This is a genomic window from Tamlana sedimenti (genome assembly GCF_038148895.1).
Lineage (GTDB): Bacteria > Bacteroidota > Bacteroidia > Flavobacteriales > Flavobacteriaceae > Tamlana.
The window spans coordinates 209,826-232,311 of sequence record NZ_JBBVGQ010000001.1 but is presented as its reverse complement, the minus strand read 5'-3'; the positions used below and the strand labels follow the sequence as shown (position 1 = coordinate 232,311).

The window sequence follows — 22,486 nt, the reverse complement described above, 5'->3', positions numbered from 1 at the left end:
TTGATAAAGAGAAACCTACAAAAACTAATCGATTATTTCTGTTTTCATAAATTGACGCACCAGCGGTATAGGGTCTCCCATTTTTTTGGTTTTCGAAGTTCCAGTTGAAATATCGGTAACCCTAACTTTATTTTCAGAAATCAGTGAATCATTTTTGTACTTTTTCATAAGCCATTGATTAGGATTTTCAGTTTTAAAACATTCAGCAACCAATTTATAAATTTTGTCCTTTTGAATAAAAGATTCATAATCCAAGTAACCTCGACTTGTTTTTGTGAATTTTCTTTCAAAAACTTTACAATAACTCAGGGTTGCATAGTCTAAGGGCTGATCGTTCAAAATTTGCCTATGTTCTTTGTCAAACCAGAAACAAATTCTTGTTAATGTGTCTTTTTCCACTACTGAAACCTGTGTAGGTCTCATAAAATCAGGTATTTTTTCAACTGAAGGTTGGTTCTGTCCAAAAGTAAGAGAAGGTAAAAATAGGATTGATAAATAGAGAAACATCAAATTTTTCATATGATTGGGGTTATTTTAAACAAAAATCAAATTTACCTCTTTTTCTTACAAATTCAATTTTGATTTATTCAAATCAAGCCATTTATCGAAATCCTGAAGATCCGGATTTAAGGATAATGATTTTTCAATACTGCGGATGTTACAGAAATCATCATTGAAATCCCTTTTAAACTGGAACATATTCCCTAAGTCATCGGCACCGGGGAATCCAAAATTACGATAAACTTCTGGCTCAACATTGTTATACATAACCTTAACACCTAAAGCTTTTGAGAATTTATCAGCCATTTCTTGGCCACTTAATTTTTCTCCAGCAATGCCTATTGTTTTACTAGCTTCTTTTGGGCCATTTTTAAAAATACCGTAAGCACATTTTCCTATATCTTCGGCAGCCATTCCTGGCAATTTTTTATCATCCATAGGGAACGTAATGTAGTAATTGCCATCTTCGGCCTTTGTTGGGCCCATGCCAAAATGTATAAAATTATCCCAATAAAATGAAGTCCTTAAAAATGTAGTTGGTAAACCAGCTTCCTTAAATAGTTTTTCAGCATTTCCTTTTTCATCAAAATGAGGCACTTTGTATTTTCCTTGTAATGTAGGCATACGGTTATCATCCAACGGAACCCAATTTCTGGTGTCTTCTAAGGTTGACCAAATCATATGTCGTAAGTTGGAGGCTTTGGCAGCAGCTACAAAATTCTTTACCTCTTGGTATTCTTTTTCAGCAGAAAAATGTTCCCAAAAGAATGTTACAAAATAGGCTCCGTATGCATCCTTTAAGGCGTTTTTGATACTTGAAACATCGTCAATGTCAGCAGTTGTTATTTCTGCTCCAAGTTGCTCCAATGCTTTGGCTTTATCAGATTGCACATTTCGAGTCACAGCTCTCACTTTGAATTCGCCAACTTTATCGTTCAATATGGCTCTAACAAGTCCACCTCCCTGGGCACCAGTGGCACCAAATACGGTAATTATTTTTTGATTTTTCATTTTAGTAAAGGGTAATTCTACTAAGTTCGACAAATATTCCTTTAAAGTCAAGTTTTCAAATGATTAAAAAGAATTCACTACATTGAATTTATCACTGTAAATAGCTTTATTTTTGTATTATAATTAACAATTTATGCAGCAAACCACAAATACTATTTTAATGGTACGTCCGGAAAATTTTAGAATGAACGAACAAACGGCCGTAAACAATTATTACCAAAAAGTGTTGGATGGCATATTGCCTGAAACCGTTAATGTTAGGGCCCAAAATGAGTTTGATGCCTATGTGGAAAAACTTCGTGGTGTAGGGGTGGATGTAATTGTGGTTAAAGACAAGGTTGAGACAGATACGCCCGATGCCATTTTTCCAAATAACTGGGTGTCGTTTCATGAAAATGGTGATGTTGGACTTTACCCTATGTTTGCAGAAAATAGGCGGTTGGAACGTAGAGAGGACATTTTAAACATCCTTGAGGAAAAAGGTTTTCAAATAAATGATATTATTGACTACACAAGCGCTGAGGAAGAACATGTGTTTTTAGAGGGAACTGGAAGCGTAGTTTTAGACCGAATGAACAGAATAGCTTATTGTGCCCTTTCCCCAAGGGCAGATGAGGATTTGTTTATTGAGTTTTGCGAGGATTTTGAATATATGCCTGTCATATTTACTGCAAACCAAACAATAAATGGCAACCGAAACCCTATTTACCATACCAACGTAATGATGTGTGTGGCGGAAACTTTTGCCGTAATTTGTTTGTCTTCTATTGATGATAAAAAGGAACGCAAAAATGTGATTAAACACTTAAAGGAAAGTGGTAAGGAGATTATAGATATTACTGAAGATCAGGTGAAGCAATTCGCCGGTAATATGCTTCAAGTAAAGGGTTTTAATAATGAACGTTATTTGGTTATGAGTCAAGCGGCTTTTGATAGTTTGACTAAAGCCCAAATACAAACCTTAGAAAAGCATAATAAAATACTTTCTAGTTCTTTGGATACGATAGAAGCTTGCGGAGGAGGAAGTGCCCGCTGTATGATGGCTGAAGTTTTTTTGCCAAAAAATTAATGTATTCTATTCTGAAGGCCTAGATTTTGGTAACTGTACGTAAAAAGTACTGCCTACCCCTTGGGTGCTTTCAACCCAAATTTTGCCATTGTTGAGTTCAACAAGCTCCTTGCAGATGGATAAGCCTAAGCCCGTGCCTTTTTCGTTATCGGTGCCCATAGTGGTAAACGAACTATTTTTGAATAGCTTTTCCATATTTTGCTTAGAAATACCAACACCCGTATCGGCAACACTTACAATGCAACTTCCGTTACTAATATGGTTTGAAATGGTAATGGTATCGCCTCGTTTACAGAATTTTAAGGCATTGGCCAATAGGTTTTGAATAACGATTTCAAACATACTTCTGTCAGCATAGGCAAAATCGCGTAAAGAATGATCTACCAAAGTGATGCCCTTATTTTCCATGCGAGGCTCAATAAGTTTTACCTTGTCCTCAAATACTTCTTGGACGTCGAATAAACTCGGTTTAGGCTCTAGAGATTGCATTTGCGATTTAGACCAATTCAATAAATTGAATAATAGAAGTGAGGCATTATTTGCATTTTCGCTCAACTCAGGAATTAAATTATCAAATTCCTCTCTTGACAAGGATCCATCTTTTAGTAAATCTATAAAACCATTTATTGAGGATAGTGAATCTTTTAAATCGTGCGATACAATTGAGAAGAGCTTATCCTTTACATTATTTACGTTTTCAAGATGTTTGGTTTGCTCTAAAAAGGCTTCGTTTTGCAATTCTATTTTAATATTCTTCTCTTCAAGTTCCTGCATATACTTAATGTTGCTGTTACGCTTTAAGTATATTAAGATTAAAAAGGTGGAAACAATGGCAAGTGCAGCCAATAGTCCGTAGAATATTAATTTATATTTGCCTAAGCGTTCATCAGATTTTGTTTTTTCAGCTAATTCTTGTTGCTTGTTGCTTGTTGTACCGACTACTTCAGGTTCTATTGCATTGGAACCAAAATCAAAGCCTTCTAGTTCAGAATTTCTATTAAAATTTGTCTTTTCATCCTTTAATTCATTGCTTAATTCATAGTATTCGCGCTGCCAAATAAAAGCTTGGTCAAATTGTTTTCTTGTAGAATCAAGCGTTTTGAGCAATTTATAATGCTTCAGCAATTCGGTTTTGTTATTTAGGTCCTTGGCGATTTGTCCAGCTTCCATGAGTTGCTTTTCAGCAGTACCCAAGCGGTCTTGCCTGATGTTTAAATCGCCTAAATTGTTTAATGTTAACAGCATACCTAACTTATCGTTGGTTTTTCTATTAACATTGTAGCCATCTATGAGGTATTTGGTGGCATTGCCATAATCGTTGAACTTTAAGTATTCACCACCTAATTTAGGTAAAACTAGTCCTAGTAGCGAATCATTTGCAGCTGCATTGCCATTTAAAACTTTTTGATAGTAATCAATGGCCTTTCGGTGTTCTTTTCTGTTCGAATACAGTTCGGCTAGCTTTAAGTTAGATTCGTTGATGCCCTTGGTGTCTTTTAAAAGTTTTTGCTTTTCCAATGCTTTAAGGTAGAACTCAGTGGCTTTGTCGAAATCATTGATGTTGTAGTAAGCTTTCGCTAAGTTGCTGTACGCTAAATTAAGGTCTTTGTTAAGGTCTCTTTTTTCCAATTCATTTATGGACAAAAGAGAAAATTGTAAACCTTTAGTATAATTGCCACGTTCTATTTCAATCAACCCAATGCTGTTGTTTACTTTTGCAACACCTAACGTATCTTGTAATTTATTGAAAAGGTCTTTGGATTTGTTATACCCACTAATGGCATTTATGTAATCTCCTTTATGGGCATAAATTAGTGATTTGTAATAGGTAATTTCTGCAATGCCTTCCGTGTAATTTAGGGTATGTGATAATTTTTCACTTTCAATAACATACTTTAAGGCACGGTCGTAATCATTAATATTGTATAACGATTTTATAAGCTTCAGGGAAGTATCAACTTTTAAGGAGTCTTGATCTTGAAAAGCTAGTTCAATAGATAAACTATCTATATCATTGGTTTGTGCAAAACCAAGAGATAAAGATAGTACCATCAACAAAGTAATTATTCTCCTCATATAACAAGTTAAATCACAGCGGTAACAAAGCCACACTTTAAAAGGTGTCTTATAATTTGAGGGAAAATAAGAGAGCTTTCTTAAGCTATAATTGTTTGTTAGTTAATTTTATCCAACCTAGATTGGAAGTAATAGCATTACCACGCAAAAGTTGAAAAAAGTGATTTTATAATCTAATTTCTGCGTTTTAATACCAATAAATTAGTTGAAACGACATTGAAAAAAAAGGACCAAAATCGACCAATAGACGAAAGGCAAAAATCATGGAAAAAAGGAGCATTTGTCGATGAAATGCACACTTTTTCTTTTATTGTTTTTAATTAATTGTAACTAATTGAAAATGTGTATTTTATAATTTTTTAAATTTCTGTGTCGATTATAGCCTTTGTTTCTAAATAAGCGGAATATAAGTCTTCGAATTTATATAAATCCTCAGCATTATGAAGTAGTAATTGTGATAAGCCCTAAGAAAATCTACTTAAGAAATCCATTAAAAACTTGATTTAAAAATTCTATCTTTGCACACTTAATAAAACGAGTAGAATGGGCCTTCAGGAAACCTTATCAGATTATGTGAAACAAGCTGTAAAATCAAGTTTCAATGTTGCATTGGAATCTGTTGAATTTCAGTCTACTAGAAAAGAGTTTGCAGGCGATATTACAGTTGTTGTTTTTCCCATGTTGCGTTTTATAAAAGGAAACCCAGTGCAGATTGGTGAAACCATTGGTAACTATTTGGTTGAAAACGCAAAGGATGTTAAGGCATTTAATGTTGTAAAAGGGTTTTTGAACATTGAGATAAGCGATTCATATTATCTCAATTTTTTCAATGGAATTAAGGATAATGAAACTTTTGGATTTTTACAGCCAAGTGCCAATGAAAAGGCCATTATGGTTGAGTATTCTTCACCAAACACAAACAAACCTCTGCATTTGGGGCATATCCGTAACAATTTGTTGGGCTACAGCGTTGCCGAAATTTTAAAGGCTTCGGGTAAAAAGGTGTATAAAACCCAAATTATAAACGACCGTGGCATTCATATTTGTAAAAGTATGTTGGCGTGGAAGCTTTTTGGAAATGGTGAAACACCTGAAAGCACTGGTTTAAAAGGCGATAAATTGGTTGGTAATTATTATGTGAAGTTCGACCAAGAATATAAAAACCAAATTCAAAGTTTGTTGGCCGAAGGACGTTCAGAAGAAGATGCTAAAAAAAGTGCGTCTATTTTATTGGAAGCGCAAGACATGTTGCGTAAATGGGAAGCTGGCGATAAAGAAACAGTTTCCCTTTGGGAAAAAATGAATGGTTGGGTGTATGACGGTTTTAATGAAACTTACAAAAATTTAGGTGTTGATTTTGATGCGTTGTACTTCGAAAGTAATACCTATTTATTGGGAAAGGAATTTGTTGCCGAAGGTTTAAAAACAGGTGTGTTTTACAAAAGAGAAGATGGTTCGGTTTGGTGCGATTTAACTGAAGATGGACTCGACGAAAAAATAGTGCAACGCGCCGATGGTACAGCGGTTTACATGACCCAAGATATTGGTACGGCAATACAACGTGTAAAGGATTATCCGGATGTTGGCGGAATGGTTTACACCGTTGGCAATGAGCAAGATTACCATTTTCAGGTTTTGTTTTTAATTTTAAAGAAATTGGGTTTCGATTGGGCTAAAAACTTATACCATTTAAGTTACGGGATGGTGGATTTGCCTAGTGGAAAAATGAAAAGCCGTGAAGGAACTGTGGTTGATGCTGACGATTTAATTGCCGATATGGCCAAAACCGCCGAAGAAATCTCTGAAGAACTTGGGAAACTTGATGGTTATTCAGAAGAAGAAAAACAGGAACTCTATAAAATCATCGGTTTAGGCGCCTTAAAATATTACATCTTAAAAGTGGATCCCAAAAAGCGCATTTTGTTCGACCCAAAAGAATCGATTGATTTTCAAGGAAACACAGGGCCATTTATTCAATACACCTACGCCCGAATCCAATCAATATTGCGTAAAAGTAATATTGACGATGCGGTCACCCTGAGCGCAGTCGAAGGGTCAATAGAGTTACATTCAAAAGAAAAGGAACTTTTAAAACAAATACAATTATTCCCAGAAGTTGTTCAAAATGCCGCAGAAAACCATAGCCCAGCCTTAATTGCCAATTATACCTATGATTTGGTGAAGGAGTTTAATTCCTTCTACCAAAATGTGTCTATTTTAGGAGCAGATTCCGAAACAGAAAAAACATTTAGGGTACAACTTTCAAAAACTGTTGCAAACACCATTAAAAACGGTTTTGGGCTTTTAGGTATTCAAGTGCCCGAACGGATGTAAGGTTAAATACTAAAAGTTTCCGGTCTGTATTAGCTCGTCGAGGTTGCCAAGTGCCATTGTAAATCCTTCTTTAAAGCCCATTGCAATTATTCTTTCTAGTGCTTCAAGGCTTTCGTAAGTGGCAACAATAGACACTAATGTTTTATTTCCCTTTTCGGTAAAGGTGTTGGTCCATTTTGTTCTGGGCATATCCATGTTTTCATTTCCGTTTTCATCACAAAAGGCATCCAAACCCGTATAGCTTTCTTTTGGATTAATTTTTAAATAATCATTCTTACACCAGTGAATGTCATTTTCAGGACTTATCATGTAATACAACCACGTGCCACCTTCCCGAAAATCCATAGACTTGGTTACGGTTTTGTATGGTTTTGGTGCCCACCATTGGTCTAGTATCTCAGGTTTGGTCCAAGCATCCCATGCTAGATTGAGGTTAGCCGCAAATTCACGCTCCACATTTACCGTGTTGTTTTCTTTGTTTACAATGAAATTGAATAATAAGTTGGTTTGCATAATTATTGTTTTTTAAGGGTAATGTTGTTTTTCAATATTTTTTTAAGAGATGTCTGCTTTAAAGTGTTTAATTTTTGGTTAGTTATGTTGAAAATAGAAATCAATTATGATTTTTTGTTTTGAATTTTTGCAAAATAGTTGTCGAGGTTATCAAAGCGATCTTCCCAAATTCTTCGCAATTGATCCAGCCACAAATCAACCTCATTCATTTTGTTCATTTTAATATGGTAGTAAATCTCACGACCTTGTTTGCTGGATCCTATAAGTTCGCATTCATTTAAAATTTGAATATGCTTGGAAATGGTTGGCCGTGCCACATCAAAATTATTGGCAATGGCACCAGCGGTCATGGTTTGTGATGCCAAAAGGATTAATATTGATCTTCTTGTTGGGTCTGCAATCGCTTGGAAAATATCACGTCTTAATTTCATTATGAAGTTATTTGACTACAAATATATATGAAGTCATTTGACTACGCAAATTTTTCTATGAGTTTTTTGTTTTGAAATAAATGTGGAAATTAAAATCTCACCCTAAAACAAACATTAGGTGTAATACCTAAGGACTCATTTTCAACCTTATTCACTATATTTTCGTTATCAAGTGTGTAGTAGGTATTGATGATGTTTCTTTTGTTGAGCACATTCCAAACGGATGCTCCAATAGTAGCATGTGCGGAGTCCGAAATATTAAAGGCATATGTAGCCGAGCAATCAGCGCGTAAGTAATCGTCTAGATTGGTGCTGTTTGGGTCGGCATAGGTAATGACGTCATCATTTGGGTCGTCATCAATACTAGGTTCTGTGTTGGGTTTTCCGGAGTGCCAGTTCAGTCCCACAGCCAGTTTGATGTTGTTGTTGGTGTAGGTTCCGGCGAAGGTTACGGCATGGGTAATATCAACGTTGTTTGGAAAGGCTTTACCATTGTTCAAATTGTCAAATTTGTAATTGTTTGTGCTGTACGAGTAGGAAATCCAACTGCTTACAATATCACTAAATTGTTTGTTAATCAGTACATCAACACCTTTAATTTTGTAACTACCTATAGCGTTAACAAACTGAAATTGGTTTTGGAAACCCTGACTTCGGGTGGTTATGCCATCAACTTTTTTAATGTAAGTTTCGGCACTGACCAGTAATTTGTTTTTGTTGAAATGAATACCCGTTGAAAGTTGTTTGCTCTTTAAAACCGGAATAGGGTAAATGGTTTGGTTGCCATTAACAATTACTTCTGTATTGTTGTTTGAAAGCACCCACCGGCGTTTTTCAATTCCCAAAAAGTCATTTTGCAAATCGATAATCTGCGAGGTTGTCTGACTTTTATATTCGCCCAAAACTTCAAATCTAAAATTGCTTAAAAAACGTTGACTAAAACTCAATCGGGGTTCGGGCAAAATCATGTTAAATTTGCTGATATAGTTTAAACGGCCACCTAGGTTAAGACGTGTTTTTGCATTATCCGATAAAAATTGACTTTCGGTATAAATGGCATGTGTTCTTAAAACTTCCTTTACATAGCTTCTAAAGTTGGGGTTGTTAACATCTTCTAAATTGCTTATACCCACTTCGGTAAATTGGTAACCACCATTAAAATTGAAATTTAGATTGGCAGTGTAGTTAATGTCCAATTTCGCTGAGCCATCATAAACCTCATTTTCTTGGATGAGGCGTTGATTGTTTAAAATATCGAAATTTGTGGCATCCAAGTCGTAATTGGAAACATAAATTTGTGATGTGGTTGAGAGCTTGTCGCTCCAATCTCTAGTATATGTCAACCCTAAAGCTAAATTGTTCTGTACTAATTTGCTGTTTAAAGCCTCGCTTTGGTCATTTATGGTAGACTGCTCATCATAGTTCAAATTGTTGTTCACATTTAAAAAATGAAAGCGAAGATGGTCTTTTTTAGAAATATCATAGAGGAATTTGGCTGTGATATCATAAAAATAAAACGATTCATTTTGTGAAATAAAATCGTCACTTTGTTTTGCAACATTAAAGTCTGAATCCTGAAAAATTCGCTTAAAATATTGGTCATACGTTGAAGTGTTTATCCAATCGGTAATAGAACGCCGGGTAGATAGTTGCAACTCGGTTTTATTTGTCAGCGGAATTTTAGCAAAAACGTCGCCATTAATTAAATTGAAGCCTATTCCAGCGTCAAATTCTTGGTCAATGTAATCAGGCAATTGCATGTCAATAATACTCGAAATACCATCGCCATACTTAGCCCGAGTGCCATTTTTATAAACGTTTATGCGTCTGGTAATGTAGGGGTTAAAGGCAGAAATGAGCCCAAAAAAGTGTCCGGACTGGTACATTTTTATGCCGTCCCAAAGCAATAGATTTTGGTCGTGCGTACCACCACGAACGTTAATGTTCGAAACCGTTTCATCGGCACTTAAAACGCCCGGAATAGCTTGTATAGTCTGCAGAACATCAGGTTCAATAAGACCTGGTAGAATACCAAAAGTTTGTGGTTTTATGGTAAGCGATCCATCATTTAATTTTGTGATACCTGTGGTAAGGTAATTGGTTACAACCACCTCTTTAAGTTTTTGTCTTATAAAATTTGATTGGCTTTCTTTTTGTGTTTTAATGACGATGAACCTATTGTCCAAAATTTCAAAATCCAATTCGGTTTCAATTTTAAGGAATTCCAAAGCTTCTTCCAAAGAAAAACCTAGAGGTGGCATGAGCGCTTCTTTGCCTTCTATGGTTTCATCAACATAAGAAAAGCTTACGTCAAATCTCTCTGAAAGAACTTTTAAAATGGCAATAAGCGGTTGCTTTTCTTCCTGAATGGTCTGGGCCTTTAACATGGCAACATTCAAAAAAATTAGGGAAAAAATAATAGAAAGAATGTAGCTTCTATTCACGCTTTAATGTAATAGTATTGTTGGTTTTACTATAGGTTACATGTAAAGGTAAGGTAATTGATTTTAAAGCAACATCAATATCTTCGTGTGTAAAACTACCTGTGAACAATTGGGTGGAATCTATGCCCAATAAAGTAATATCAACATTGTATTGTCTTTCAAATTCGGCAATGACCACTTTGTAAGGTAAGCTTGTAAATGTACTGGCGTTATTTAACCACGAAGGCATGGTGAGGTGCTCTTTTTCTTTAGCAATTGTTTTCCCATCAATAATTAAAAAACTGTCTCCAGGTTTTAATTTTGTTTCTTGAGAATTGTAGGTTACCCCAACAAGTCCTTCGTAGCAAATAACCTCAAAATAATTGTCCCGATGTTTTACATTAAATTGAGTTCCGTAAACCGTAACGGTTCCAGATGTTGTGTTTACCTTAAATGATGATCCTTTGGCAACATTAAAAAAGGCTTCTCCTTGAAGTTCAACTTCACGGTCAAGTTTCCAGTCCTTTTTATTAAACACCAAAATGGATTTAGCATTGAGGGAAACACTAGATGCATCAGGTAATTCTATGGTTGTTTTTTGAGCATATTCTGTTGAAATGGTCGTATCTAAAGTCGTCGTGTAATAATACAAGCCAAAACAAATGGCCAATATGGCAGCAACGCGCATGAGTGGCTTAAACCAATGTGTTTTGGTTTGTTTTTTGCTTTTAATAGTAGATAATACGTTTTCCAGTTCTTTGGAAGTATCGTAATTATCTACTTTAAAAGCCTGCAAACTAGTATCTAACTTCACTAAATCATCATAGTTCTCAAGGTTTTTAAACGCCTTAAGTTCTTGATCATTTAGGTTGTTGTCCAACCATTTCGATATGAGTTCTTCTCTATTCATCATTTGCTTATTCAACTATATAACAGTTAACTTTTATTTTTTCCTACCCTACCTTTAAAATTTTTTTTCTTTTAAAGAGTTAAAGTGGAATTTGGAAATTATTTCCCAAGTTTCAAAATACGCATGGCTCCTTGAATGACCAATATCAATACAATAGTGCCAATAATTAAATCAGGTTTGTTGGAATTGAGCCAATTAACCAACAGCCCAGCGCAAATAACACCTAAATTTATTATTATATCGTTTGAGGTGAAAATCATGCTGGCTTTCATATGTGCTTCTTTTTTACTTTTTGATTTTTGCAACAGGTAAAGACAAATGCCATTGGCCAACAGTGCAAAAATGGAAACGACAATCATGGTAGAAAAGTTTGGGAGTTTTTCTGTTCCAAAAAAGCGCCTCAAAACCTCTAAAAAGCCAATGAATGCTAGGACAATTTGAAAATATCCTGCAAGTTTTGCTATTTGTTTTTTTCTTGAAAGTGTTCTACCTACTGCCAAAAGACTAAGTCCATAAACAAAAGAATCTGCCAACATATCTAAGCTGTCTGCAACCAACCCCATGGATTTGGAAAAAATTCCGGTAACCATTTCTAAAACAAAAAACAGAAAATTAATTCCTAAAACCGTCCAAAGTAGTTTTCTTTGATTTGAGTTTTCGGCAAAATTGATTTCTTCGGTTTGTTCTGTTTTTATTTTTTTATCACCTAATTTAAGCTCACCCAATAATTTTTCAATTTGGTCAATCCCTCCAGAATGATAAATGGTCAATTTTCTGTTGGGAATATCAAATAGCATATTTTTAATATCAGAAACTCCCTGTAATTTCATCCGGATTAAGTTTTCTTCCGAAGGGCAATCCATTTTGGTGATTTCAAATAATGTTTTTTCCACTTTTTATAGTTCCTTAATGTCTTGCCTCAATTTTTCTAAAGCACCATAAATACGCTTTTCTACGGCTTTGGTTGAAATATCCAAAAGTTCGGCTATTTCCTTAAACCGTTTCCCTTCAACACGGTTCATCATAAAAGCTTCTCGTTGGGCTTCGGTTAAATTGCTCAATGCTTTTTGCAATTTGTCATTATATTCAGCTTGCTGCATTAAAAATTCCGGGCTTTCGTTGGTGCTCGTTTTTGGTTTGGTTTGCTGATGCTTTAAAACTACCTTTTGGTGCGCTGCTTCGTTTAGCATTAAGTTATTGGCTGTGGTAAATACAAAACTCTTGGCTTTATCGGGTGTTATTTTTGAACAGTTTTCCCAAAGTTTAATGAAAGCTTCCTGTACTTTGTCTTTTGGGTTAAGTAAATCGCCAAATTTATAGTAAAGAAAATTGTGTAAGTCTTTTGAATATTTATTGAATATGGAAGAAAATAAATGCTCTTCACAAATATTTTCATGCAGCTGTTTTTCCATGGTTATTGGTAGTTGGTGCCACTAAAATAGGCTTTTTTTGAAGTTTGGGATTTAGAGATTTTAATTTTTTTTAACATTTGGGGTAGGAATTTTTAAAGTTATCCTGTTTTATAATAAAAAAGCTATGTTTAACCCAAAATCATTTACCATGAAAACTAACATGAAAACGTTATTATTAATTCCTTTTTTTGCCCTTTTATTGTTCACATCTTGTCAAGAGGAAGTTGTAGACATTACTCCTGCTGACGAAAGTGAAGCCCTCGCACCCGATTCTGAACTGACCACCTTAATGTTCTCCACTTCTATCATGGACGGATCTGCCGACAATATTATTGACGGTGCCAGTTGTCTGTCTGTTGAGCTACCGGTTACCGTTATAGTTAACGGGCTTGAAATCATTATCGACTCTAGAGAAGATTTTAAAGTTATTGAAGCTATTTTCAAAGAATTTGACGATGACGTAGATAGATGCGACATCGTGTTCCCTATTACCATTATTTTATCCAATCACGAAGAAATTGTGATTGAAAATCGTGCCGCCCTAGATGAACTGATTAAAGAATGTCGAGGCGAGAACGAGCCAGATGATGACATTGAGTGTATCGATTTTCAGTACCCTATTTCATTTTCAGTATTCGATAAAGATTTTCAAATTATTGATGTTGTACAAATAGAAAACGATAGACAATTATACCGTTTCATAAAGCGTGTAAAAAATGCAGAAGTTATAGCTAGCCTTAATTTCCCTATCACGCTTGAATATGCCGACGGTACAACCGTTGAAGTTAATAGTAACCAAGAATTGGCTACAACGATTAGAGAAGCCAAAGATGCCTGTGATGAAGATGATGATAATGATTACGGCGATGATGATTTCACAAAAGAGCGCTTAGACGAATATTTGAAAATGTGCCCATGGGTTGTTTGGGAATACAAGAGAAACAACCAAGACAATACAGCTGAATATAAGGAGTATGCCCTTAACTTTAAAGAAGATGGCGTGGTTGTTATGCGTGCCAGAGGTGGTGATATTTTAACCGGTACTTGGAGCACACGCGTTTCTGACAGAGGAGCTTTATTAAAAATGGAGTTTGACAATTTAGCTGACTTTACCCTAGAATGGATTGTTTACGACATTGAGGACGGAAAAATAAAACTTTATGAAGAAGGTGGTAATAGAATCATCATGAAGAAAAATTGTGATGTAATTATTGATATTACAAAAGAACGTATCGAAAACTTCTTGCAAGCATGTATGTGGCGTGTAGCTCGCTTAAATGTTGATGGCGTTGATAACGTATCAGACTATATTGGCACACCATTAAAATTCTATGCAAACAATGTTGTAAAACTAAGAGTAAACGGTGAGTTGGTTGAAGGTACTTACGAAATTGGTATCAGAAATATTGGGTTCATCTTGCAAATCACTTTGGACGGAAGACCTAATTTGAAACTAGAGTGGTTAATCACCTTCTTACAAGAAGATTTGATTAAGTTGGAAAATGCAAACAATCAAATGATACTTGAAAGACACTGCCCAGACGGCGATGGCGATTTAAATTACATTGATGACGTATTGACGAACGGATTGTGGGAAGTGGCCGCATATCATGTTGCCGGTAATAACAACCCAGAACCATTCTACATGTACACTCTAGATTTTAAAATATCTGGTAGAGTAGTGGTTACCGATCCTAACAATGGTACTTTTGGTGGCGCTTGGTTGTCCTACAGAAAAGAAGGTTTAAATCTTGGGTTATATTTTGGAAATAACGAACCATTTAACTTGTTAAACCACAGATGGAAAATCAGTGAAATCACACCAAACAGAATTGAAGTGAAAGACTTAAACGCCAGTGGCGAGATAGAAAGAATATTAGTATTGGAAAAGAAAGTTTAATTAGTTAAAAAGGGTACTTGCCTCATTCGGTTGGTTAGGTTAATTAGTTGAGTGTCCTTTTATAAAGGCTGTCAAAATTTGGCAGCCTTTTTTTATATACACATAATGTTATGTTTCTTGCCATAATACGCTTCAAATCATTAAATTTGCAACTCTAAAAATGAAGAAGAATTATGTTCAATAATTTAAGCGATAAATTAGATAAAGCCTTACACGTTTTAAAAGGTCATGGAAGCATTACGGAGGTAAACGTTGCCGAAACCTTAAAAGAAGTGCGTCGTGCGTTACTTGATGCCGATGTTAACTTTAAAATTGCGAAGGATTTTACCAATAAGGTTAAGGAAAAGGCATTGGGTCAAAATGTATTGACCACACTTCAACCAGGGCAATTAATGGTTAAAATCGTTAAAGACGAATTAACTGAACTTATGGGTGGTGATGCTGAAGGTATAAACCTGTCTGGCAACCCGAGTGTTATTTTAATGTCTGGTTTACAAGGTTCTGGTAAAACAACATTTTCTGGTAAGCTTGCTAATTATCTTAAAATTAAAAAGACAAAAAAACCATTATTAGTAGCTTGCGACGTGTATCGTCCAGCTGCGATAGACCAGTTACATGTTGTTGGAGACCAAATAGGGGTTGAGGTTTTTAGCGATAAAGGAAATAACGATCCCGTTGCTATTTCACAAGCGGCCATTGCCCATGCAAAAGCCAACGGATTTAATGTGGTTATAATAGATACCGCCGGTCGATTGGCTGTTGATGAGGCTATGATGACTGAAATATCAAACATTCATAAGGCTATCCAGCCCCAAGAAACCTTGTTTGTTGTAGATTCCATGACGGGTCAAGATGCGGTTAATACGGCAAAGGCTTTTAACGATATCTTGAATTTTGATGGGGTTATCCTAACAAAATTAGATGGTGATACCCGTGGCGGTGCTGCAATTTCCATTAAATCTGTAGTGAATAAACCCATTAAGTTCATTGGTACGGGTGAGAAGATGGAGGCTATTGATGTGTTCTATCCATCGCGTATGGCCGATCGTATTTTGGGTATGGGTGATGTGGTGTCTTTGGTTGAACGGGCTCAAGAACAGTTTGATGAGCAGGAAGCCAGAAAACTTCAAAAGAAAATTGCCAAAAACCAATTTGGGTTTGACGATTTCTTGAAGCAAATCCAGCAAATCAAAAAAATGGGAAATATGAAAGACCTTATGGGTATGATTCCTGGTGCTGGAAAAATGCTTAAGGATGTGGATATTGATGATGATGCCTTTAAAGGTATTGAAGCCATCATTCATTCCATGACTCCAGAAGAGCGTTCAAATCCATCAATAATAAATGGAAGTAGAAAAAAGCGAATAGGCAAAGGTTCGGGTACTTCGGTTCAAGAAGTGAACCAGCTTTTAAAGCAATTTGACCAAATGAGCAAAATGATGAAAATGATGCAAGGCGGTGGCGGTAAAAAGATGATGCAGATGATGAAAAATATGCGCTAATCAAGTTAAAAGTTAAAAGTTTCATGTTGAGCGCAGTAGAAGCATCTCAATTAAAAGAACCTATAATTTTTGCCAAACATCAATAAATAAGCAAAATGACCATTTTAGACGGTAAAAAAGTAAGTAACGACATTAAAGAAGAAATTGCTGAACACGTAAAGGCGATGGTTTCCAAAGGTGAAAAAGTGCCTCATCTGGCTGCAATTTTAGTTGGATCTGACGGTGCTAGTATGACTTATGTGAATGCCAAAGTAAAGGCATGTGAGCGTATTGGCTTTAACTCTACACTCATAGAATTGCCAGAATATACTTCTGAAGAAGAATTACTCGATAAAATTAATGAGTTAAATACAAATGACGATATTGATGGTTTTATAGTTCAATTGCCTTTGCCCGAACAAATTGATGAGCAAAAGGTACTCATGGCTGTAGATCCAGATAAGGATGTTGACGGTTTTCACCCTGTAAATGTTGGAAGAATGGCTTTAGATTTGCCTACTTTTTTGCCTGCAACACCCTTTGGAATTCTTGAATTGTTGGAGCGTTATCAGGTTGAGACTTCTGGTAAAAATGTTGTTGTTATGGGAAGAAGCCATATTGTTGGCCGTCCTATTAGTATTTTAATGAGTCAAAAGCGTAAGGCCGGTGATGCCACGGTAACTGTGGTACACAGTCGTTCAAAAAATTTAAAGGAAATTACCAAAGAAGCCGATATAATTGTTGCTGCTATAGGGATTTCTGAGTTCTTAACAGGAGATATGGTGAAAGAGGACGTTGTTATTATCGACGTGGGCATTACCCGAGTACCAGACCAAACCAAAAAGAATGGATACCGATTGGCAGGAGATGTGGAATTTGAAAGCGTTAGCAAAAAAGCAAGTTACATTACGCCGGTACCAGGTGGTGTTGGACCAATGACGATTGCTATGCTCCTAAAAAACACACTCTTGGCCAGAGAACGCAAAAGCCATCGAGACTAGGGTTATTTCTTTTTTTAGAATAGTTTTTTTATCTATTATAATTAACTATCTTTTTAAAAATTTCTGTTTCTATGAAATCTTTAAAATGTATACTGTTAATTGTAAGTTTCTCTTTTTTTAGTTGTAAGTCCGATACTAAATCCAAACTCACATTCAATGTTAGCTTATCAGACAGTTTATCAAGTCAAAAATACGATGGTAGGCTGCTGTTAATTATTGCTGACAATGATGCTTCAGAACCTCGTTATCAGGTAAGCGAAGGATTAAATGCGCAACCAATTTTTGGGTTGAATGTTGAGGAATGGAATGGAAATCAATCCTATAATTTTGATGATTCAGTATTTGGTTTTCCCTACAAACAATTATCTCAATTAAAGCCAGGAGAGTATTATGTTCAAGCTGTGTTGAATAAATATGAAACGTTTAATTTGTCCACTGGTCAACAAGTAAAGTTGCCTATGGATAATGGCGAAGGACAGAAATGGAATATTTCTCCAGAAAATTTATACAGTGAACCAGTTAAAATAACGGTTTTAGATACTGAAAATCAATCTTTTGATATTGTTTTAAATAAAGTTATTCCCAAAATAGAAGAACCTGAGGATACGGATTGGATAAAGCATATAAAGATAAAATCTGAACTGCTTTCAAAGTTTTGGGGGCGTGATATGTATTTAGGGGCTCATGTTCTTTTACCAAAAGGCTTTAATGAGCATCCTGAGGCTAAATATCCGTTAATGATTTTTCATGGTCATTTTCCATCAGATTTTGGTGGGTTTAGAACCGTTCCCCCGGATAAAAATTTAGAGCCTGACTATTCTGAAAGATTCCATGTTAATGGCTATAATAAGATTCAGCAACAAGAAGCTTATGATTTTTACAAGAGATGGAATGAACCGGATTTTCCAAGGTTTTTGATTATTGAAATACAGCATCCCACGCCATATTATGACGATTCCTATGCAGTTAACTCGGCTAGTCAAGGTCCATTTGGTGACGCCATCACCTATGAACTCATCCCATATATTGAAAGGATGTTTAGGGGTCAGGGACAAGGGTGGTCGCGCTTTTTGTATGGAGGCTCCACTGGTGGTTGGGAAGCTTTGGCAGTTCAGGTTAAATATCCTGACGAGTACAATGGCTGTTTTGCAGCTTGCCCAGACCCCATAGACTTTAGGGCTTATTGCCTAACTAATATCTACGAAGACGAAAATGCCTACTATGCTAAAAGTAAACACAAAAGTCTCGAGGTTCCGGGGCATAGGGATTATTTAGGTAAAGTGTCAGCAACCGTTAAAGATTATAATCACATGGAATTAGTGTTGGGAGATAAATCTAGGTCTGGTGGACAATACGATATTTGGGAAGCTACCTATTCACCACAGGGAGAAGACGGTTACCCTAAAAGAATTTGGGATAAAATGTCTGGTGAAATAGACCATGAAGTTGCGCAATATTGGAAAGAGAATCATGATTTGAGATATATTTTGGAGCGCGATTGGTCTAAATTGGGAGATAAATTAAAAGGTAAAATTCATATCTACTGTGGCGATATGGATAATTTCTATTTAAATAACGCCGTGTATCTCATGGAAGATTTTTTAGAAAGTACCACGGATCCTTATTATGACGGTGAAGTAGATTATGGAGATAGGGCAGAGCATTGTTGGAATGGTGATCAAGAAAACCCAAACCATATTTCAAGATTGCGCTATAATAGTATGTATGTGCCCAAAATCATGAAGCGTATATTAGAATCTGCCCCTCCTGATGCTGATTTAACCAGTTGGAGGTATAAGTAAGAAGGCACCAATATTTTTGAGCATCAAACTTACCTAGCCTGTATCTGTACGTGAAAAATTTATTTATTTTTTCGTTTCCCTTTTTGAGGCTTATATTCTTTTGAGGAATTGGAGATATGTTCACTTAGAATTTTGAATTCATCCTCGGTCAGTTCTCTATGTTGGCCTATAGGAACATCAAGCTTAATGTTCATTATTCTCACCCGTTTCAGGGTTTGTACTTCGTAGTTCAAATAGTCGCACATGCGCCTGATTTGACGATTTAGGCCTTGGGTAAGAATAATTTTGAATTTATAGGTCCCAAGTTTTTCAACCTTGCACTTTTTTGTGGTTTTTTTCAAATCTTCAAGATAAATTCCACCGGCCATTCGTTCAATAAAGGTTTGCGAAATGGGTTTGTCAACAGTAACGATGTATTCCTTTTCGTGATTATTACTAGCGCGCAAAATTTTGTTTACAATATCACCATCGTCAGTAAGAAGAATTAAGCCTTCACTAGGTTTATCCAATCTCCCAATAGGGAAAATGCGTTTTGGATAATTTATAAAATCAATAATGTTGTCTTTTTCAACTGAAGTATCTGTAGTACATACGATACCTATGGGCTTGTTGAAGGCCAAATAGACAAATTCCTCTTTAGTGTTTTTTATCTCCTTACCATCAACAGCAACCACATCGTTTGGGGCAATTTTGGTTCCCATTTCTGGAACAACGCCATTTATAGTAACCCTACCGGCATCAATAAGTTTGTCGGCTTCTCGCCTAGAGCAATAGCCAACTTCACTTAAATATTTGTTGATGCGTTTTAATTCGGTTTCTGCCATGGCTCAAAAATACAATAAACTTAAGCGTTTAAAAAGTCTAAAATATGTTGGTAGACTTTTTCAGATCGCAACCTGTGGCCATATCCGTTGGTTTTAACCAATACAGAATTCTTGTAAACACGTTTAATATCCAAAGCTTCCCTAAAGGAAATAATTTGGTCTTTTTTATCGTGAATAATGAGGCCTTTTGCATTAATGTTACTAAAGAAATTTTCAACGCAATAATATTCCGGTAAATGGCCAAAATATTTCAAATAATAACGGTTCATGGCCTCTGCAACTCTGTGGTTATACCCCATCATCGTTGTATAGTTTTTTACTGAAATGCCAAGATTTGAAGGGGCTCCCAATAAAACCAACTTTTCAATGGACGGAAGATTGTGCGTTTCTTGGGCAATAACAATGGCTGTTCCTCCAACGGAATGCCCAATAACAATTTCAGGCTTATATTGATTTATAACCACGTCTAGGCACTTGGCATATAATGGTGCGTTGAATATTTTGCTTCCTGATGCACCATGGGCAGGGGCATCAATAGAAATGATGTTGTAGTCGTCTTGTTTTAAAAGTTCAATTAAGTTTTTCCATCTAAATGAATTACTATCCCAGCCATGCACCAATAAAACAGTTTTGTGGTTGCCTTTCCATTGGTAAGTTTTTACCTGAAAGCCATCACATGTTACATCCATTTGTTCAGCTGAGCTTAAATATTGAATGCCTTCTTCGTTTAACTTGGCATTTCGAGGGGTAGAAAAGATTTTAACGGCAAGTTTGGCGGCTAAGTCTGATGAAAAATAACTTAAGGTGTTAATGGCCGACCCTACAATTTTTATTTGGTTCATTAACCTTCTCTGTTTACTAAATCCATAGAAAATGCAGGTGTGCAAATGGCAATATATTCGCAAACTTCAGTAAATGGGTTGGAATATTGAACCCTAGTATTCTTTTCAATCTTAATGGATTGTCCCGCTTCTAAAACAACGGTCTCACCTTCAATGATAAATTGTTTTTTCCCTTTAATGACAAAGGTGTATTCGTCAAATTCTGGGCTTTGAAAGGGTTCTCTCCATCCTGCAGGAGCTGTCATATGGGCAATGCTTATTTTTGAATTCCCGTCCGTGGCCAAACCAAAATGTTCTTTAATTATTTTTCCATCTGTTGTAGGAACAACAAACGGAGCATTTTGTATGGTGTATTTCTTTTTTGTCAAGATATTCTTTTTTGTCTATAGTCAATCGTCAATGATCTTTCATGGGTTTTCTTTTTATCATGCCACCCTTTAAATCTTTAACTATACCCATGATGATAAACGCTTTTTTGTCAATTTTGTCAATCTCTGTTTGCAGCCTTGGGAGTTCCAATCGAGTTACTACGGTATAAATGATGTCTTTGTCATAACTTTTTCCATGGCTGCCAAATCCACCCTTTCCCGCATAAATAGTACAAGCCCTACGTAACTTTTCAATTAACATAACCCTAATCTCTTCATGGTTATTTGATATGATTGTTACGCCAACATATTCCTCAACGCCATCAACAACAAAATCGACTGTTTTGGCAGCGGCCAAATAGGTTAAAATGGCATAAAGTGCTGTTTCAATAGATAAAATATAAGCGCCTGCCGAAAATATTATAATATTGATGATTAAAAGGACATCTCCAATGGTAAGTGATAGTTTCCGGCTTAAAAATATGGCCAAAACCTCGGTGCCATCTATAACGCTTCCGCCACGCATGGACATTCCTATTCCTGAACCTAAGAAGAACCCACCAAAAACAGCGATTAGCAGTTTGTCGTCTGTTATTGTTGGGTACTCTACAAAATGAACAACAATAGCCAAAAGTGCAATAGCAGCTATACTTTTTAAAGCAAATTTGCTTCCAATGGTTCTATAAGCCAAAATTAGAAAAGGCAGGTTAACCACTACCAGCAAAAGGCCCAATTCCAACGATGTAATGTTTTCTAGCAAAAGTGAAATACCAGTTGCTCCACCATCTATAAATTTGTTAGGTAATAAGAATCCTTTTAAGCCAAAGCCTGCTGAAAAAACTCCAATGACAATGAAAATATATTCCTTAATGGCATGAGCGAGCTCCACTTGAAACCTTCTCACCAAAGGCACTATTTGTTTTTTGCTCACGGGCTCTCCAGCTTGTTTTTTTTCAAGCCTTTTACGTGCGGCATCAACTAATAGTTTGGCTAAAAATGGATTCATTTAAAAGTTTTTCAATTATTCCAATTTATAAAAAAGTATTTAATTTTTGCATTATCAGGAATGTGTGTGGCTTCAAATTTTAAATCCATATCAAACCTTAAATTGGCGGGCAGTTCTTTTTTGTCTATGGTAAAGCTTGCGTTTATACCGTCGATGGTAACAACAATCGAATTGATTAAGTTACTGATTTTAGATATTTTGTAGCTGTCCTTAATGTCCTTAAAGGTACTTAATGTGCCAATGTTTTTTTCGGTTTTAAAACGTTCATCAAGAATACGGACACTTCTAATGGTTGAGGTAGAATCCAAAGCATGTTTGGGTGTAAGCGTCAAAAGCTTTTTGCCTCCTTTTTCAAAAATTTCAATAGTATTGGTACTCCCAGCAAATTCATCACCACTTATAAATTTAGAGATGGAGTCTGTAGCAAAAACAGTTTTTAAGTCTTTAACTTGGGTAGAATCAGTTAAAAAACCAATATGTTGTTTCCCAATTTCAAAAGGGTTTTGTTCTTTTTTGCAGCTGGCGAATAAAATGATTATCGCCATTGAGCCTAAAATAGATAAGCGCATAAAATGGATTTAG

20 protein-coding genes are annotated in these 22,486 nt (G+C 35.7%); 6 read left to right on the top strand and 14 right to left on the bottom strand.

Annotated features, from left to right (window positions below; genetic code table 11):
• Positions 1 to 24: 24 nt before the first annotated feature.
• Positions 25 to 519 carry a hypothetical protein gene (locus WJN01_RS00995; RefSeq protein ID WP_445195308.1) on the bottom strand — a complete coding sequence of 165 codons (495 nt, stop codon included), beginning with the start codon at positions 517 to 519 and terminating at the stop codon, positions 25 to 27.
• A gap of 45 nt (positions 520 to 564) precedes the next feature.
• On the bottom strand, positions 565 to 1,512 hold the full coding sequence (locus WJN01_RS00990) for an NmrA/HSCARG family protein (RefSeq protein ID WP_445195307.1): 948 nt from the start codon (positions 1,510 to 1,512) through the stop codon (positions 565 to 567).
• A gap of 133 nt (positions 1,513 to 1,645) precedes the next feature.
• Here WJN01_RS00990 and ctlX point away from each other — a divergent pair, with 133 nt between their 5' ends.
• Positions 1,646 to 2,581 (top strand): citrulline utilization hydrolase CtlX, encoded by a 936-nt coding sequence (ctlX, locus tag WJN01_RS00985; RefSeq protein ID WP_445195306.1) that lies wholly within the window; start codon positions 1,646 to 1,648, stop codon positions 2,579 to 2,581.
• Positions 2,582 to 2,587: 6 nt separating this feature from the next.
• Here ctlX and WJN01_RS00980 read toward each other — a convergent pair whose 3' ends face one another.
• On the bottom strand, positions 2,588 to 4,657 hold the full coding sequence (locus WJN01_RS00980) for a tetratricopeptide repeat-containing sensor histidine kinase (RefSeq protein ID WP_445195305.1): 2,070 nt from the start codon (positions 4,655 to 4,657) through the stop codon (positions 2,588 to 2,590).
• A gap of 543 nt (positions 4,658 to 5,200) precedes the next feature.
• Here WJN01_RS00980 and argS point away from each other — a divergent pair.
• Complete coding sequence (gene argS, locus WJN01_RS00975) at positions 5,201 to 6,991, top strand: arginine--tRNA ligase (RefSeq protein ID WP_445195304.1); 1,791 nt, start codon at positions 5,201 to 5,203, stop codon at positions 6,989 to 6,991.
• A gap of 9 nt (positions 6,992 to 7,000) precedes the next feature.
• Here argS and WJN01_RS00970 read toward each other — a convergent pair whose 3' ends face one another.
• The 6 genes from WJN01_RS00970 to WJN01_RS00945 form a co-directional block, all read right to left on the bottom strand.
• Entirely contained in the window at positions 7,001 to 7,504 is a 504-nt protein-coding gene (locus tag WJN01_RS00970) for an SRPBCC family protein (protein WP_445195303.1), read from the bottom strand.
• 104 nt (positions 7,505 to 7,608) lie between these two features.
• The gene (locus tag WJN01_RS00965) at positions 7,609 to 7,935 is read right to left on the bottom strand and encodes a metalloregulator ArsR/SmtB family transcription factor (RefSeq protein ID WP_445195302.1); all 327 of its coding nucleotides are present in this window, start codon (positions 7,933 to 7,935) and stop codon (positions 7,609 to 7,611) included.
• Positions 7,936 to 8,024: 89 nt separating this feature from the next.
• Positions 8,025 to 10,322 carry a TonB-dependent receptor plug domain-containing protein gene (locus WJN01_RS00960; protein WP_445195301.1) on the bottom strand — a complete coding sequence of 766 codons (2,298 nt, stop codon included), beginning with the start codon at positions 10,320 to 10,322 and terminating at the stop codon, positions 8,025 to 8,027.
• 49 nt (positions 10,323 to 10,371) lie between these two features.
• Complete coding sequence (locus WJN01_RS00955) at positions 10,372 to 11,271, bottom strand: FecR family protein (RefSeq protein ID WP_445195300.1); 900 nt, start codon at positions 11,269 to 11,271, stop codon at positions 10,372 to 10,374.
• 95 nt (positions 11,272 to 11,366) lie between these two features.
• Positions 11,367 to 12,161, bottom strand: coding sequence for a cation efflux transmembrane domain-containing protein (locus WJN01_RS00950; RefSeq protein ID WP_445195299.1), 795 nt, complete (start codon positions 12,159 to 12,161; stop codon positions 11,367 to 11,369).
• A 3-nt stretch (positions 12,162 to 12,164) separates the two neighbouring features.
• Positions 12,165 to 12,680, bottom strand: a complete 516-nt coding sequence (locus WJN01_RS00945; protein WP_445195298.1) for an RNA polymerase sigma factor — start codon at positions 12,678 to 12,680, stop codon at positions 12,165 to 12,167.
• A 148-nt stretch (positions 12,681 to 12,828) separates the two neighbouring features.
• On the opposite strand from WJN01_RS00945, the gene WJN01_RS00940 reads away from it, so the two are divergent.
• From WJN01_RS00940 to WJN01_RS00925, 4 genes are all read left to right on the top strand, one after another.
• Complete coding sequence (locus tag WJN01_RS00940) at positions 12,829 to 14,580, top strand: hypothetical protein (protein WP_445195297.1); 1,752 nt, start codon at positions 12,829 to 12,831, stop codon at positions 14,578 to 14,580.
• Between the two features lie 173 nt (positions 14,581 to 14,753).
• A complete protein-coding gene (ffh, locus tag WJN01_RS00935; RefSeq protein ID WP_445195296.1) occupies positions 14,754 to 16,082 on the top strand; it encodes a signal recognition particle protein in 1,329 nt (442 codons plus the stop codon).
• 95 nt (positions 16,083 to 16,177) lie between these two features.
• Positions 16,178 to 17,062 (top strand): bifunctional methylenetetrahydrofolate dehydrogenase/methenyltetrahydrofolate cyclohydrolase FolD, encoded by an 885-nt coding sequence (gene folD, locus WJN01_RS00930; protein WP_445195295.1) that lies wholly within the window; start codon positions 16,178 to 16,180, stop codon positions 17,060 to 17,062.
• Positions 17,063 to 17,133: 71 nt separating this feature from the next.
• The gene (locus WJN01_RS00925; protein WP_445195294.1) at positions 17,134 to 18,864 is read left to right on the top strand and encodes an alpha/beta hydrolase-fold protein; all 1,731 of its coding nucleotides are present in this window, start codon (positions 17,134 to 17,136) and stop codon (positions 18,862 to 18,864) included.
• A gap of 59 nt (positions 18,865 to 18,923) precedes the next feature.
• Here WJN01_RS00925 and rluF read toward each other — a convergent pair whose 3' ends face one another.
• Genes rluF through WJN01_RS00900 form a run of 5 tightly spaced genes read right to left on the bottom strand, consistent with a single transcriptional unit; the run spans position 18,924 to position 22,473 of the window.
• Entirely contained in the window at positions 18,924 to 19,688 is a 765-nt protein-coding gene (gene rluF / locus WJN01_RS00920) for a 23S rRNA pseudouridine(2604) synthase RluF (protein WP_445195293.1), read from the bottom strand.
• Between the two features lie 20 nt (positions 19,689 to 19,708).
• A complete protein-coding gene (locus WJN01_RS00915) occupies positions 19,709 to 20,530 on the bottom strand; it encodes an alpha/beta fold hydrolase (protein ID WP_445195292.1) in 822 nt (273 codons plus the stop codon).
• On the bottom strand, positions 20,530 to 20,898 hold the full coding sequence (locus tag WJN01_RS00910; RefSeq protein ID WP_445195291.1) for a cupin domain-containing protein: 369 nt from the start codon (positions 20,896 to 20,898) through the stop codon (positions 20,530 to 20,532). The genes WJN01_RS00915 and WJN01_RS00910 overlap by 1 nt, the downstream gene beginning before the upstream one ends.
• A gap of 28 nt (positions 20,899 to 20,926) precedes the next feature.
• Entirely contained in the window at positions 20,927 to 21,904 is a 978-nt protein-coding gene (locus WJN01_RS00905; RefSeq protein WP_445195290.1) for a YitT family protein, read from the bottom strand.
• Positions 21,905 to 21,915: 11 nt separating this feature from the next.
• Positions 21,916 to 22,473, bottom strand: a complete 558-nt coding sequence (locus tag WJN01_RS00900) for a hypothetical protein (RefSeq protein WP_445195289.1) — start codon at positions 22,471 to 22,473, stop codon at positions 21,916 to 21,918.
• Positions 22,474 to 22,486 lie beyond the last annotated feature (13 nt).

Excerpts from the sequence above, each read along its gene's own strand:
- WJN01_RS00995 (WP_445195308.1), bottom strand. The coding sequence starts at position 519 with ATGAAAAATTTGATGTTTCTCTATTTATCAATCCTATTTTTACCTTCT.
- WJN01_RS00990 (WP_445195307.1), bottom strand. The coding sequence starts at position 1,512 with ATGAAAAATCAAAAAATAATTACCGTATTTGGTGCCACTGGTGCCCAG.
- ctlX (WP_445195306.1), top strand. The coding sequence starts at position 1,646 with ATGCAGCAAACCACAAATACTATTTTAATGGTACGTCCGGAAAATTTT.
- WJN01_RS00980 (WP_445195305.1), bottom strand. The coding sequence starts at position 4,657 with ATGAGGAGAATAATTACTTTGTTGATGGTACTATCTTTATCTCTTGGT.
- argS (WP_445195304.1), top strand. The coding sequence starts at position 5,201 with ATGGGCCTTCAGGAAACCTTATCAGATTATGTGAAACAAGCTGTAAAA.
- WJN01_RS00970 (WP_445195303.1), bottom strand. The coding sequence starts at position 7,504 with ATGCAAACCAACTTATTATTCAATTTCATTGTAAACAAAGAAAACAAC.
- WJN01_RS00965 (WP_445195302.1), bottom strand. The coding sequence starts at position 7,935 with ATGAAATTAAGACGTGATATTTTCCAAGCGATTGCAGACCCAACAAGA.
- WJN01_RS00960 (WP_445195301.1), bottom strand. The coding sequence starts at position 10,322 with ATGTTAAAGGCCCAGACCATTCAGGAAGAAAAGCAACCGCTTATTGCC.
- WJN01_RS00955 (WP_445195300.1), bottom strand. The coding sequence starts at position 11,271 with ATGATGAATAGAGAAGAACTCATATCGAAATGGTTGGACAACAACCTA.
- WJN01_RS00945 (WP_445195298.1), bottom strand. The coding sequence starts at position 12,680 with ATGGAAAAACAGCTGCATGAAAATATTTGTGAAGAGCATTTATTTTCT.
- WJN01_RS00940 (WP_445195297.1), top strand. The coding sequence starts at position 12,829 with ATGAAAACTAACATGAAAACGTTATTATTAATTCCTTTTTTTGCCCTT.
- ffh (WP_445195296.1), top strand. The coding sequence starts at position 14,754 with ATGTTCAATAATTTAAGCGATAAATTAGATAAAGCCTTACACGTTTTA.
- folD (WP_445195295.1), top strand. The coding sequence starts at position 16,178 with ATGACCATTTTAGACGGTAAAAAAGTAAGTAACGACATTAAAGAAGAA.
- WJN01_RS00925 (WP_445195294.1), top strand. The coding sequence starts at position 17,134 with ATGAAATCTTTAAAATGTATACTGTTAATTGTAAGTTTCTCTTTTTTT.
- rluF (WP_445195293.1), bottom strand. The coding sequence starts at position 19,688 with ATGGCAGAAACCGAATTAAAACGCATCAACAAATATTTAAGTGAAGTT.
- WJN01_RS00915 (WP_445195292.1), bottom strand. The coding sequence starts at position 20,530 with ATGAACCAAATAAAAATTGTAGGGTCGGCCATTAACACCTTAAGTTAT.
- WJN01_RS00905 (WP_445195290.1), bottom strand. The coding sequence starts at position 21,904 with ATGAATCCATTTTTAGCCAAACTATTAGTTGATGCCGCACGTAAAAGG.
- WJN01_RS00900 (WP_445195289.1), bottom strand. The coding sequence starts at position 22,473 with ATGCGCTTATCTATTTTAGGCTCAATGGCGATAATCATTTTATTCGCC.